The organism is Halovenus amylolytica (genome assembly GCA_004015825.1).
Taxonomy (GTDB): Archaea; Halobacteriota; Halobacteria; order Halobacteriales; family Haloarculaceae; genus Halovenus; species Halovenus amylolytica.
On the sequence record SAYS01000021.1, the window covers coordinates 34,064 to 47,443 of the forward strand.

Here is a 13,380-nt window from a genome sequence, read left to right on the forward strand (position 1 = left end):
CGTCAGTCGTCGGCCACTGCAGTGTCCCCTTCGAAGTCGGCGACGAGATCGTCCATCGCGCGGTCGATGTCGGCGATGAGTTCGGATTGCTGGGTGACCTCCTGTGCGATTTCGCCGGTCTCCGAGGAGATCTGTGCCGCAGCCGAGGCCGACTGATCGATCATGCTCGCGACCTCCTCGGTCGAGGCGGCCTGTTCGTCGGTCGCACTCGCGACCTCCGCGATCCCGTTCGACACTTCCTCGACGACGCCGTGAATCTCGCCGAGGATGTCGACAGCCTCCTCGACGGAGTCGATCCCCTCGTCGATGCGCTCGTTGTTGCGGTCGAGACTCTCGACTGCGACTGCGGTGTCCTCCTGGATCTGGTCGATCATCTCCTCGATCCGTCCGGCCTGATCCTGGGATTCCTCGGCGAGTGATTTCACCTCCTCGGCGACGACGGCGAAGCCCTCGCCTGCCTCACCGGCGCGTGCTGCCTCGATCGAGGCGTTCAACGCGAGCATGTTGGTCTGGTCGGCGATGTCGTTGATCACCTCGACGATCTCGTCGATCTCCTCGACGCGCTCCTGGATCGTCCGGACGTCAGTCGCGACCTCGTCCGCTGCATCGCCGATATCTTCCATCGCCTCGCTGACGTCGGTCGCGGTCTCCTGGCCCTCGTTTGCCAGTTCCCGCGCTTCTCGACTCGCAGAAGAGACCTCCTCCGAGGAGGATGCGATCTCCTCGACTGCCGCCGAGAGATTCGACACCTCCTGGGAAACCTGCTCGATCCCCTCGTGTTGTTCCTGGGTTCCCTCACGAATACCACCGATGCGTTCCGCGATCTCTTCCGCGGACTCCTGAAGCTCTGCAAGCGAGTTCTGAGCGTCGTTCGCCGCCTCGTGTTCGTACCCCTGATCGGTGTCGATATCCTGGTCGACCGCATCGTCCATCTCGTCGTCGATATCCGAGTGTAGATCACCCGCAGTATCCGAAAGTACCGTACTATCCGTTTGCTGTGCCATACAAACGTATACTATCCAGATCTGATTAAAAAGCATACCAGACTAGTGAGGTGTTATGATCTATTTGATAACTGGACAGGTCCCAGAGTCGAGATTCCGGTGATCGAAGCGTTACTCTCGCTGCTGGGCGTCGACCACCGCGACACCGGCCAGGTTGACAATATCTTTTACCTCGTCACCGCGCTGGAGGACGTGGACCGGTTCGTCCATCCCGACGAGCATCGGGCCGATGGCCTCCGCACCGCCGAGTCGCTGGAGGAGTTTGTAGCCGATGTTGCCAGCCTCCAGATTCGGGAAGACGAGGATGTTCGCCGGTTCGTCCAGCTCCGAGAAGGAGTAGTTCTCGTTCAACATCTCCTCGACGACGGCGGTGTCAGCCTGCATCTCACCGTCGACAGGGAAATCCACGGTCGGATCCTTCCGGAGGGTTTCGGCGGCCGACCGGATCTTGCGGGTGCCCGGCGTATCGACACTGCCGAAATCCGAATAGGAGAGCAACGCCGCCCGCGGTTCGACGTTGAACCGCCGTGCGAGTTCGGCAGTGTGCTGTGTAATCTCGACGAAGACGTCCTCACCGGGGTCCTGGTTGACCGTGGCGTCGACACAGAAGATGACCCGGTTTTTGAACGTGAGCATGTAGACACCGGCCGCGTAGTCGGCGTCCTCCGCAGTCCCGATGACCTGAAGCGGCGGGCGCAGCGCCGACGGGTAGTGATGCATCAGTCCGGAGAGCATCGCGTCGGCGTCACCCATCTCGACCATCACACTGCCGAGGTAGTTGCCGTCCTCGACCATCTCCTCGGCTTCACGCTTGGTGACGCCATCGCGTTTCCGGAGTTCGTACAGCCGGTCGGCGTACGGATCGAGGTTCGCCTCGTCGGGATCGATAATCTCCGGTTCGAAGCTGAGACCGAGTCGTTCCATCGTCTGCCAGATCTCTTGCTGGTCGCCGAGCAGGACGGGCTGTGCGATCTGCTGGTCGATGAGCTGGTAGGCCGCGCGGATCGTCTTCTCGTCGTCACCGTCTGCGAGCACGACGCGCTTCGGATCGGTCTTTGCCTTGTTGAGGACGACCCGCATCATCTCGCGGGATTTACCCAGGCGAGCTTCGAGCTGTTCGACGTACGCCTCCAGATCGAGTTCGCGCCTGGCCGCGCCGCTTTCCATCGCAGCGTTCGCGACGGCGGGTGCGACCTCGAACAGCACGCGCGGATCGAGTGGTTTCGGAATGATGTAGTCGGGGCCGAACTGCAGGGGGTCGTCGCCGTAGGCCTTGACGACGGCGTCGGGCACGTCCTCGCGGGACAGCGTAGCCAGCGCCTCGGCGGCGGCGACTTTCATCTCCTCGTTGATCTCCGTCGCACGCGCATCGAGCGCACCGCGGAAGATGAACGGGAACCCGAGGACGTTGTTCACTTGATTCGGGTAGTCGGACCGTCCCGTGGCGACGATCACTGTATCGTCGCGGGCCTGTTTGGCCTCGTCGTAGTCGATCTCCGGATCAGGGTTGGCCATCGCGAAGATGATCGGGTTGTCGGCCATCGACCGGACCATCTCCTGGTCGACGATGCCGCCGACCGAGAGCCCGACGAAGACGTCCGCACCCGCCATCGCGTCGGCGAGATCCCCCTCGGGCACGTCGGTCGCGAACTCCCGTTTGAACTCGTTGACGTCGCCGGCTTCGGCGCGAGACTGCGTGATGATCCCCCCGGAGTCACACATCGTAATCTTCTCTTTGTCCGCCCCCAGCGAGACGTAAAACCGCGCCGAGGCGATCGCACTCGCACCGGCACCCGAGAAGACGATATCCAGTTCGTCGAGCGTCTTCCCGCTGATGTCGACCGCGTTCAGGAGGGCTGCCCCCGAGATGATCGCAGTCCCGTGCTGGTCGTCGTGGAAGACCGGGACCGACATCTCCTCGCGGAGTCGTTCCTCGACCTCGAAACACTCCGGTGCCTTGATATCCTCCAGATTGATCCCCCCGAAGGTCGGCTCCATCGCGCTGATCGTGTTCACCATCTGCTCGGCCGAGTCGTGGTCGAGTTCGATATCGAAGACGTCGATGTCGGCGAACCGTTTGAACAACACCCCCTTCCCCTCCATCACCGGCTTCGATGCCTCGGGGCCGATATCGCCCAGGCCTAACACTGCGCTGCCGTCGGAGACGACCGCCACCATATTCCCCTTTGTCGTGTAGCTGTAGGCTTTCTCGGCGTCGTCCCGGATCTCGCGACAGGGTGCAGCCACCCCCGGCGAGTACGCCAGGCTGAGATCACGTTGCGTGTTCGTCGGTTTCGTCGTCGAGATCTCGATTTTTCCCGGCGGATCCTCCCGGTGATAGTCGAGTGCGTCTTCGTCTAGTCCCATACTAAGAACTGACCGAGGCGGAGATAAAAAGAGCACCGGCGAGCAGATAAATATCAATACACCTATAGAAGTGGCGGAGGCCAGTGCTCGGCAGAAAAGCCACAATTCAAATAGACGCATTCCTGAGTATCGAATATGCGCATCCGGTTTCGCCACTACCTGGCAGTGACGACCGTTAGCACCTTCGCGTTGATCCTCCTGGGTGTCTACACCGGCAAGATCGGTGCCGGACTGGCCTGCGAGGGACGCTGGCCGTTCTGTGACGGCTGGCTCGGGCTGTTCCCGGCGACCTGGCCCAGCTTCGTCGAGTGGTTCCACCGTCTCGTCGCCATGCTCGTCGGCTTCATGATCCTCGGGGCAGGGCTCATCGCGTGGCGAAACGACCACGACAGACGGCTCCAGTTCGCCCTGGCCGTCGCGATCGTGATGCTCCCGGTCCAGATCCTCTTCGGCGCGAACACCGTCCTCAACTTCGGGGTCTGGGCGTCGATGGCCCACCAGACCGCCGCACAGGTCATCTTCGGGGCACTCGTCTTCGCCACCTCGCTTTCGTTCTGGGACGCCGGCTCGGAGGAACGCGAGCGAACCGGGGCTGTGAGTGCTGACGACTGACTCCGAAACGACTCTCAAAAACACCGGTCACATAAAATCCGACAGCCCGGCCTGCTCGTCGTCGTCAGCCGCCGACTTTGATTTCGACTCGTCCTCGTCGTCTTCCGCCGCCAAGTCGCTCTCTGTGAGATCGTCGAGCGTCTCGTTTTCAGTTGTGGACTCAGACTCGTCTTCGTCCGCATCCGAGTCCGCCGCCACATCCATCTCTTCGCTCACTTCGCCCTCGAATGCACCCTGTGAGCCTTCGACGGACTGCTCCTCGCGGAGTCGCTCGGCATCCTCGACGATACCCGCCACCTTGTTCGTGTTCTTGCCGCTGCCGGTCACGAAGGAGACGTGTTCCTCGTCGAGTTCGTAGCGGGCGGCCATCGCCACAGTTAGCTCACGATTCTTGCAGTGGTGAGTCATAACCGAGAGATGTGGCATGATCTCCCGGCGTGCGGTGCTCATGCTGACGCCGTTGGTCTCGGCGATCTTGCGGGCGATGTAATCGCGCTTGTCGCGTGTCCCCCGCGAGCGGCCGAGTTTCGACCAGTAACTCGGCGGGCCGTAGCGCGTCCAGCCACCTTTCTCACCCTGGCGTGCGGCGGCGACGCCGGCGGTCATGTTGTCCCCCGCATACCGCCAGAAGGAGTAGTTCTGTGTCGCACGCACGCGGCCGAGCCAGCGGTCGGCGTTGGCGAGAAACTGGTAGGCGTCGGCGAGTTCCTGGCCGTGGTAGTCTTTGGGCATGTTGTCCTCGATCCAGTTGATCAGATCGTCCGGCGTCTCGTCGACGTCGTAGCTGGTCTCCAGCGCCTCCTGTGGCGTCGCCTTCTTGATGACGGTATCGAGATAGTCGAAGACCCCTTCTGTGGTGTCGCGCTCACCGGTGACGACATCCTCGGCTTCGAGGCGTTTGTCACCCTCCGTGAGCGCCTGCAGGTCCTTGATCGCGCCGCGGAGATCACCGCTGTTCGTCTCGGCGATCTGTTCGAGCGCCTCGGACTCGAACTCGATACCCTCCTTGCGACAGAGATCGCGCAGCACGGGGAGAATCGAGCGCTTCGAGACGGGGCGGAACTCGATCTCCTGGCAGGCGTTGCGGAGCCCGTTGGACATCTCGTAGAAGTCATTGGCGATGAGAATCATCGGCTGGCCGGCCTCCTTGACGAGACTCGTGATCGCTTTCGTCCCGCCGCGGTCGGCGTTGCCGTGGACGTTGTCCGCCTCGTCCATGACGACGAGCCGGCGACCGCCACCCCCGGCAGTGAGCGTGCCACTCTTGGCGGCCTCGCCCGCGACGCGTTCGATCACGTCTTTGGTTCGGGAGTCGGAGGCGTTGAACTCGATGGTCGGCCAGCCCCGGTCGGCAGCCAGCGCGTGTGCGGCCGATGTCTTGCCCACGCCCGGCGGGCCGTGGATGATCACTGCTTCGTGGTGGTCCCCCCAGGAGTCGGCCCACTCCCGGAGTTTGTCGCGGGCCTTGTCGTTGCCCCGCAGCTCCGACAGCGACGACGGGCGATACTTCTCCGTCCAGTCGGTCATTACTGGAGTAAGGTGAGAGAGTCGCTTAGTGGTTGCGGAGACGTCCCACCGAGGGGACAACTACCCGGTCTCGATTGACAAGAACCACCAGCATCGATTCGACATATTTAGGGGCTGGCGTGAGCGAACTCAAACCATGGCAAAAGTCAGCATTGTGGGTGCTGCAGGTACCGTTGGCGCAGCAGCAGGCTATACGATCGCACTGGAGGATATCGCGGACGAGGTCGTCTTCGTCGATATCCCCGAACAGGAAGACGTAACGGTGGGGCAGGCGGCGGATACGAACCACGGGATCGCCTACGACTCGAACACCGAGGTTCGACAGGGCGAGTACGCTGACACGGCGGACTCGGATGTCGTCGTGATCACGGCTGGGCTCCCACGCAGCCCGGGCGACACACGACTCGATCTGGCGGACGACAACGCGCCGATCATGGAGGATATTCAGGACTCGCTGGCCGAACACAGCGACGATTTCATCACGGTGACGACTTCCAACCCGGTCGATCTGCTCAACTACCACCTCTACAAAGCCGGCAACCGCGCGCGCAAGCAGGTCATCGGCTTCGGTGGCCGGCTCGACTCCGCACGCTTCCGCTACGTCCTCTCCGAGCGCTTCGACGTCCCAGTTCAAAACGTCGAGGCGACGATTCTCGGCGAACACGGCGACGCGCAGGTGCCAGTGTTCTCGAAAGTCCGCGTCGACGGCCAGGATCTCGAATTCTCCGCCGATGACAAAGAGGAGATTCTCGCCGACCTCCAGGAGAGCGCGATGAACGTCATCGAGCGCAAGGGCGCGACAGAATGGGGGCCGGCCCGCGGTGTGACCCACATCGTCGACGCGATCCTCAACGACACCGGCGAAGTGCTGCCGTGTTCGGTCCCACTCGACGGCGAGTTCGGCCACAGCGACGTCGGTTTCGGCGTCCCCGCCAAACTCGGCTCGAACGGGATCGAAGAGATCGTCGAGTGGGACCTAGAGGAGTTCGAACAGGAACAGATGCAGGAAGCGGCGGACAAACTCTCCGAGCAGTACGAGAAAATTAGCTAACGCTGCCGTCGTCCACGTCGGCGGAGTTCACGGGTCGAAATCGGTCGGTTCGAACGGGGTCGTACAGAGCGGGCAGCCGTGCTCGAGCAATGCGTCCCGCGTCCGTGACGAGACACCGACTGTCCCACCACACTCTGGGCAGGCAAATGACTGCGTTTCTGACTGACTCATACACGAATATATGAGAGCGACTTCCAAAGGAAAACAGCCAGCCTATACAGGGGGATTAAAAACAGGCGGCAGATCCCCGGGAAGCAATATGTATTCACTTACTGCAAATTCAGCTGCCCATGTGCGAGGTTGTGTTCGCAAGCGGGGGATATCGTGGCGATGAATAAGAGAGTCGACGACCGACGCCGTCGTCGTGGGCTGCGATCCGAATGGGGACCCCGCCGAGTACACCGGTAGCGCAACGACAGTCGGTGTCGCGACACAGGCCTGCACACGGGATGCCGTGCTGGGGAGTCTCCAATCGTGGTATCCAGAGGGCGAATATCCGACGACGGTCGAGGACGCCGAACACGGCGTTCGGACGACAGCATCGTCCGAGGTCTTTCGACTCTGAGTGTCGGTCGTGGATCAGGGATCGCAAAGATCTGCTCGTCTCCGTTCGAGTTCGTACTCTATTGCCCAGTTGACAAGTCCGCGGTGATGGTCTGTGTCCTGAACACGGAGTTTTATCGTCTTCTCGAATTCGTCTGCACCGATGAGATAACTCTGGCTCAGGTCGTGACAGTAAATTAAAAAGAAGTCCAATTGTTCGCGATCGATACTACCGGTGGCGTTAAGCTGGAGTTTTCCAGCGTCGTTCAGTGAGACACTCCTGATCCGAAGTCTGAGTAACTCACCGTCGTTCCGTTCGACAATAACAGTATATGGAACGCTGTCCGTACTGAACCACGCCGGAATATCGAGTGCTTCGAGATCAGTGAGGACCTTTCGTGTGGTCGTCTGCCGAGCAAGTCGGTCGTCCTCGGCTGGCTCCGGTGGCCACTGTGCGTCGAACTCGTAGGTTTCCGCCCAGTTGATCGTTCCGTGTGATTGCTCTGGTTCGTCGACGCGGAGCGAAATTCGTGATTTGATTACGCCCTCGGGGAGCAAGTACATCTCTTCGAGATCGCTACTGTATCCAAGAAAATAGTCGATATCACCACGATACTGCTTGTACTCGTGGCCTTGCGAGTTCGTATGCTGTGACTTTCCACTGATTTTTACGACACCGTCAGAGTAGTTCGCAGTCTTGATCTGTACTCGGAGAGGGCGACCATCTGGCGTCTCGATGATAGCGTCATATCGTTCGTTGTCGCCGAACGGGATTGAAACAGGGATTCCTCTTCGTGTCAGGTATGCAATGACTGCGGCTTCGGTTGCGACCCCCCTTTCGATGCGACTCCATCAAATCCACCTCCAAAGCGGGATTTCGACCATTGTAGCGGCTCTGGTGACGCGATCGGTGATAAAAGCCGGGTTAGCGGGCAAACCAATACAGCGGGGAAGAGGACAATACCCAAATATCGAAAGTGCCGAAAACAGGCAGTAGAGAGTGGGACCACCCGGATTTGAACCGGGGTTGACGGCACCCAAGGCCGTAAGGATACCAAACTACCCCATGGTCCCGCATCTGAAACTGGCAGGGACACGGATGTAAGGGTTTCGTTGCCGAGCGCGTGTGCGTGGTGTCCGCATGCACAGGCGAAGAGATGACGTCAGCGTTCGATCGGTCGGCCCGCTGCTTCCCACTCGGTGAGGCTCCCCTCGTAGAAGGCGATCTCCGGATAGTCGAGTTTGGTGAGTACGAAATACGTGTGGCTGATCCGCCGGGCGGTGTTACAGTACAGCAGTACGCGTTTCTCACGCGTGATCCCCTGCGCTGTGAGGATCGACTCCATCTCCGCGCGTGATTTGAGTCCACGCGTCTCGTCGTCGACGAGTTCGCGCCAGTCCAAGCGAACTGCACCGGGGATGTGTCCCTCTTCGTACTCCCAGTCCTCCCGTGTATCCACGATCACCGTGTTCTCGTCGTCTGTCGCCGCGGCGACCGTGTCGGCATCCACCAGCGGAGTGTCGTCCGGCCGCTGGATCTCGTAAGTCACCGGCTCGGTCTCTGGCTCCTCTGCGGTCGTCGGGCGTTCGAGTTGCCAGGCGCTGAAATCGCCGTCGAGGAGGTGGAGTTTCTCCTGTGGATGGCCGTACAACATCGCGGTGACGAGCACGCGTGCTGCGAAGACACCGTGGTGGTCGTCGTAGGCGACGACGTGGTCCTCGCGACCGATTCCTGCACTCCCGAACAGCTCCGCAAAGACATCCTCGCCGGGCAGCATTCCCTCGCCACCGCCATTTTCCGCGGCGTGCTCGTCGGCACGGAACTCCTCGAACGGGAGGTTGACAGCGCCGGGGATGTGCCCGATGCCGTCGTACTCCCATTCGTCTCGGACGTCGACCACGTGTACTCGATCACTGTTCTCCTCGAGCCACACGGGCGAAACGACAGTATCACTCATTGGCACGTCTTTGGCTGCAAGTCGCTTGAACGTGTCCGTCTCTCCCCCTCACGACCGTCATTCGAAGATAGCGGTAATTGTTGCCCTCGTATGTCGATGCTGTGGGTGCTCCCCAACTGTTTGCGGCGTACTCGAAGTGACAGGACGAGCGACGCTGTGGCAGTGCGCCGAAAAAACAAGCGCATTTTGCCGATACACCAAACGAGTGGATGGGTATGCCGCAAGTAGCACCGATATATGCATGGAACTCGTACTATCGGATGCAATCATGAGTGAGAGTAACTACGCGAAGGACGTTCTCGTATCGGCGGACTGGGTAGAAGACCGACTCGACGAATTCCAGAGTGACGATCCGGCCCACCGACTGGTGGAAGTCGACGTCGACACCGAGCTGTACGACGAGAGTCACGCTCCGGGAGCGATCGGTTTCAACTGGGAGACCGACCTGCAGGATCAGGTGACACGCGACATCCTCGACAAAGAGGATTTCGAGGAGCTGCTCGGAGCCCACGGGATCAGTGAGGACTCGACAGTCGTTCTCTACGGTGACAACTCCAACTGGTTCGCTGCCTACACCTACTGGCAGTTCAAATACTACGGCCACGACGACGTGAAACTCCTCGATGGCGGCCGTGAGTACTGGGAAGAACACGACTATCCGACGACGGACGAGGTTCCGGCGTTCCCGGAAGTCGAGTACAACGCCTCCAACCCACGCGAGAGCATCCGAGCCTACCGTGACGACGTCGAGAACGCGATCGAGCGCGGCCTCCCACTCGTGGACGTTCGCTCGCCCGAAGAGTTCAGTGGCGAAGTGCTCGCACCGCCAGGACTCGACGAGACCGCACAGCGTGGCGGTCACATCCCCGGCGCACAGAACATCTCCTGGGCAGCCGTCACCAACGACGACGGCACCTTCAAGAATGCTGACGAGCTGAAAGAGCTGTACGCCGACTACGGCATCGACGGCGAGGGAACGACCGTCGCCTACTGCCGGATCGGTGAGCGCTCCTCTGTCGCCTGGTTCGCACTCCACGAACTGCTCGGCTACGAGGACACCATCAACTACGATGGCTCCTGGACCGAGTGGGGTAACCTCGTGGGTGCGCCGATCGAGAAAGGCGAATAGCGAGATTGAGCGGAGCGAAACCTCGAAGTGGAACGGCGAGCGCTTTTCGCGAGCCGTGGAACAGGCCGACGACTAAGTGAAGCGCAGGGAGATTTTCTTCTCCGAGTCCCGTTTTTCCAGCCGGTGAGTACTGGCTACCGTAACCCATAATGTCGCGAAACCAAAGATACAGCAAGGGAGCGAGAGATCCGTTCGCTCGCGGCCACTCAAATATGGCAACATCAACGATCGAGCGATGGAGCAGGGACAACAGCGTCGACCTGCAGGCCATTCTCGCATTCAACGTGCTCTTTGCGGCTCAACTACTTGCTGCCCTCGTCTACGGCGTCGTCTTCGAGGTCCAGCCGACGACACTCCATATCTTTCTGATTCCATTCGTCTGGATCACGATCAGTGTCCTGGCTGTGTGGTACACCGATCCCGTCGACGCCAGCCCGAGACGGAAGCTGATCGCAGGGACAGTGAGCGGGCTGTTTTTCGCCGTCTTCCTCTATCTCTCCGGCAGTGCCGGCACCGCCACCGAACTGTTCGAGCCGGTGACGGGCGCTGCGGGATTCGGGACCTCACTCGACAGCTCACTCGGCTGGGGCCCGATCATCTTTTACGCGAATGACTGGGTTGCGATGCGGGTCATCCCCTACCAGTTCGTCGGCTACCTCGCTCTCTCCTATCTAATCTACGTCGCACTGCTCGACGTGGCAAGCTCCGCGAAGGCGGGACTGCTCGGGCTCGTGCTCTGTCCGGGCTGTACGGTCTCGCTTTTCCCGTCGGTCTTTGCCAGCGCTGCGGGCATCTCCTCTGCATTCGCGCTCCTCGTCCGGTACACCTACGAGCTCTCGACAGTGTTTTTTGTCGCCGCCGTGGCGCTGATGTACTGGGAACCCTCACTCGAACAGTTCCGGCGGAACGCGTTCGGGAACGTCCACGCGATCACCGCGGGGGTCGCTGGATTCGTCGCCTGGATCCATCTGTTCCACCCGGGTCACGGCGTCTTCCAGCTGATTCAGTACCTCCAGTACGGGACGCTGTACGATCCACGGCCGCTGGCGTTTACCCTCGCCGGATTCGCGATGTTCGCCGGCATTCTGCTCGGCTACGCCGGGATCGCACGCAAGCAGCTGTATCTCCTCGGGATGGGACTGATGGCGACGTTCGTTCTCGGCTACGCCGCCTGGCATACGGTGCTCCATCACGGTGCATTCTGGCCGCATATCGAACTGCACGGTCACAGCGACGCGGGCGCGATCGAAACTGTCTGGACGCATCTCTCCGGTGATACCACCGCACTCGTGAGCAAGCTCGCCGAGACGACGCTGTTCGGACTGCTTCTGTTCCTCTACAGAGACGAGTGAGCTGGCGACAGCAGCGTTATATCACGTCGGAGGGATCGAGTTCACCGCGGGCAATCTCGCGGAGTTGCTTCTCGGAGAGCATCTCGATGACGAAATCAGGCATCCCCTCGGGGAGGTCCTCCGGAATCGACACGTCAGTGCCATCCACCTCGTCAGTCACGACCGTTCCACCATCAGTCGCAGACTGGGAACCCGACAGCTGGGTCACCGTCTCCTCGACTTCGGTGACCATCGCGGCCTGTTGCTCGTTTGCAGCTGCCAGCTCGTCGACCTCCTCGGCGACCCGGTTGGCCTGCGTGACTACGTCGTCGACCATCGACGCGATCTCCTCGGCGGCAGCAGCCTGATCGTCGGTCGCTGCCGCGACCTCGCTGATCCCGTTGGTCGTCTCGGTGATCGCCTCGACGATGTCGGTCAGGTTGTCCATCGCATCCTGAACACGGTCGATCCCCCGATCGACCTGTTCGGCCGTGTCGGTGAGACTCCCGACTGTCTCCTCGGTGTCGGCCTGGATCTCGTCGACCATCGTCTCGATGTCACCGGCCCGTGTCTGTGACTCCTCGGCGAGTGATTTGATCTCGTCGGCGACGACCGCGAACCCCTCGCCCGCCTCGCCGGCCCGGGCGGCCTCGATCGAGGCGTTCAGAGCGAGCATGTTTGTCTGTTCGGCGATCGCGTTGATCGCGTCGACGAACTCGTCGATCTCCGCGATGCGGTCCTGTAACCCGTCGACATCGGTCACGACACCGTCGACGGCGTTACCGATCTCGTCCATCACGTCGGCGGCGTCGTCGGCTGCGTCTTTCCCGTCTTCGGTGAGTGTTTCCGCCCGCTCGCTCGAATCTTCGACCTGGTCGGCCGTCGCTGCGACCTCCTCGACTGTCGCCGAGAGATTCGACACCTCGTCTGCGACTTCGTCGATCTTCCGGGACTGCTGTTCTGCCGCGTCACTGATCGTGGTCGCACTGTCTGCGACGTCTTCGGCGGTCGATCGCAGATCACTCACGGGCTGTTCGAGTTCCTCGTCGACACTGGCCATCAACTGCTCGTTTCGCTCGATTTCGTCTTCGAGTCGCTGACTGTAGGAGTGGATGTAGGTGTCCGTGACGACCTGCATATCGAGATTGATGATTCGGAGAATAGAGAGCATATCTTCGATCGCATCGTCGACTTCTGCTTCGACGGCCGATTCGATCGCACTGTCCGGGACCGAAGGGGGGTCGTCCGCTCCACTGTCGGTCTCCAGCTCCGATGTTACGGCCGCTGTCACCCGGTCGGTAACCGAGTCGACGAGCTGATCACCGACGAGAGGAAGGATAAGATCGTAGTAGACGCCGTACTGGCCGATATACTGTTTCATCGGCATATCAAGCATATCGTGGAGCTTGCCGATCCGAGCCCGGTCGCGGAAGTACTGCTGGCCGTACTCACCGTCGACGAGCGTGGTAAAATACGCCGACTGGGTCTGTTTGAGCTGGTCGACGTTTTTTGGTGAGCGACCGATAACCTCGACTGTCTCCTCGTAGTCGGTGAGATTCTCGTAGAAATCGTCGGCGACCTGATCGGCGTGTTCTGCAAAGAGATCCTGGTACCCCGTGAGTCGGCGGACGTCGTCCTCCGAGAAGTTCACAAAGTCTTTCCGCCACTCGATTTCCGAGCGGTCGAGGCCGATCTCGTCGATCAATGAATCGAGATCAAGCTGGTCGTTCAACCCACCCTTCCCGAACGCTTCCCGACCGGACGCTCTGCTGTTCGACATAGATACTGGCTGTTTGAAAAGCCGACTTAAGTAGGTTCTTGAGATATTTTCAGTGCTGATAACCGAGGTGGCTGCACG

12 protein-coding genes and 1 tRNA gene are annotated in these 13,380 nt (G+C 60.6%); 5 read left to right on the plus strand and 8 right to left on the minus strand.

The window, feature by feature from the left end; all coding sequences use genetic code 11:
- Nucleotides 1–2 precede the first annotated feature (2 nt).
- Nucleotides 3–1,004, minus strand: a complete 1,002-nt coding sequence (locus tag EOW68_RS15665) for a methyl-accepting chemotaxis protein (RefSeq protein ID WP_128226107.1) — start codon at nucleotides 1,002–1,004, stop codon at nucleotides 3–5.
- Nucleotides 1,005–1,115: 111 nt separating this feature from the next.
- Nucleotides 1,116–3,371 (minus strand): NADP-dependent malic enzyme, encoded by a 2,256-nt coding sequence (locus EOW68_RS15670; RefSeq protein ID WP_128226108.1) that lies wholly within the window; start codon nucleotides 3,369–3,371, stop codon nucleotides 1,116–1,118.
- Between the two features lie 135 nt (nucleotides 3,372–3,506).
- On the opposite strand from EOW68_RS15670, the gene EOW68_RS15675 reads away from it, so the two are divergent.
- A complete protein-coding gene (locus EOW68_RS15675) occupies nucleotides 3,507–3,983 on the plus strand; it encodes a COX15/CtaA family protein (RefSeq protein WP_128226109.1) in 477 nt (158 codons plus the stop codon).
- 27 nt (nucleotides 3,984–4,010) lie between these two features.
- On the opposite strand, the gene EOW68_RS15680 is transcribed toward EOW68_RS15675, so the two are convergent.
- Complete coding sequence (locus EOW68_RS15680; RefSeq protein ID WP_128226110.1) at nucleotides 4,011–5,510, minus strand: replication factor C large subunit; 1,500 nt, start codon at nucleotides 5,508–5,510, stop codon at nucleotides 4,011–4,013.
- Nucleotides 5,511–5,646: 136 nt separating this feature from the next.
- On the opposite strand from EOW68_RS15680, the gene mdh reads away from it, so the two are divergent.
- Complete coding sequence (gene mdh / locus EOW68_RS15685; protein ID WP_128226111.1) at nucleotides 5,647–6,561, plus strand: malate dehydrogenase; 915 nt, start codon at nucleotides 5,647–5,649, stop codon at nucleotides 6,559–6,561.
- Between the two features lie 27 nt (nucleotides 6,562–6,588).
- Here the strand turns inward: mdh and EOW68_RS15690 are convergent, their stop codons facing one another.
- Nucleotides 6,589–6,732 carry a DUF7560 family zinc ribbon protein gene (locus tag EOW68_RS15690; protein ID WP_128226112.1) on the minus strand — a complete coding sequence of 48 codons (144 nt, stop codon included), beginning with the start codon at nucleotides 6,730–6,732 and terminating at the stop codon, nucleotides 6,589–6,591.
- Nucleotides 6,733–6,895: 163 nt separating this feature from the next.
- Here EOW68_RS15690 and EOW68_RS15695 point away from each other — a divergent pair, with 163 nt between their 5' ends.
- Complete coding sequence (locus EOW68_RS15695; protein WP_128226113.1) at nucleotides 6,896–7,126, plus strand: adenosylcobinamide amidohydrolase; 231 nt, start codon at nucleotides 6,896–6,898, stop codon at nucleotides 7,124–7,126.
- Between the two features lie 14 nt (nucleotides 7,127–7,140).
- On the opposite strand, the gene EOW68_RS15700 is transcribed toward EOW68_RS15695, so the two are convergent.
- From EOW68_RS15700 to EOW68_RS15710, 3 genes are all read right to left on the minus strand, one after another.
- Nucleotides 7,141–7,947 (minus strand): group I intron-associated PD-(D/E)XK endonuclease, encoded by an 807-nt coding sequence (locus EOW68_RS15700; RefSeq protein ID WP_128226114.1) that lies wholly within the window; start codon nucleotides 7,945–7,947, stop codon nucleotides 7,141–7,143.
- Nucleotides 7,948–8,105: 158 nt separating this feature from the next.
- Nucleotides 8,106–8,178 (minus strand) — tRNA-Pro (locus tag EOW68_RS15705).
- Between the two features lie 89 nt (nucleotides 8,179–8,267).
- Nucleotides 8,268–9,062, minus strand: a complete 795-nt coding sequence (locus EOW68_RS15710; RefSeq protein WP_128226115.1) for a sulfurtransferase — start codon at nucleotides 9,060–9,062, stop codon at nucleotides 8,268–8,270.
- A gap of 268 nt (nucleotides 9,063–9,330) precedes the next feature.
- On the opposite strand from EOW68_RS15710, the gene EOW68_RS15715 reads away from it, so the two are divergent.
- Both EOW68_RS15715 and EOW68_RS15720 read left to right on the plus strand, forming a co-directional pair.
- Nucleotides 9,331–10,191, plus strand: a complete 861-nt coding sequence (locus tag EOW68_RS15715; protein WP_128226116.1) for a sulfurtransferase — start codon at nucleotides 9,331–9,333, stop codon at nucleotides 10,189–10,191.
- A gap of 212 nt (nucleotides 10,192–10,403) precedes the next feature.
- A complete protein-coding gene (locus EOW68_RS15720) occupies nucleotides 10,404–11,543 on the plus strand; it encodes a DUF7546 family protein (RefSeq protein ID WP_128226117.1) in 1,140 nt (379 codons plus the stop codon).
- A gap of 16 nt (nucleotides 11,544–11,559) precedes the next feature.
- On the opposite strand, the gene EOW68_RS15725 is transcribed toward EOW68_RS15720, so the two are convergent.
- Entirely contained in the window at nucleotides 11,560–13,302 is a 1,743-nt protein-coding gene (locus tag EOW68_RS15725) for a globin-coupled sensor protein (RefSeq protein WP_431358979.1), read from the minus strand.
- Nucleotides 13,303–13,380: the final 78 nt, after the last annotated feature.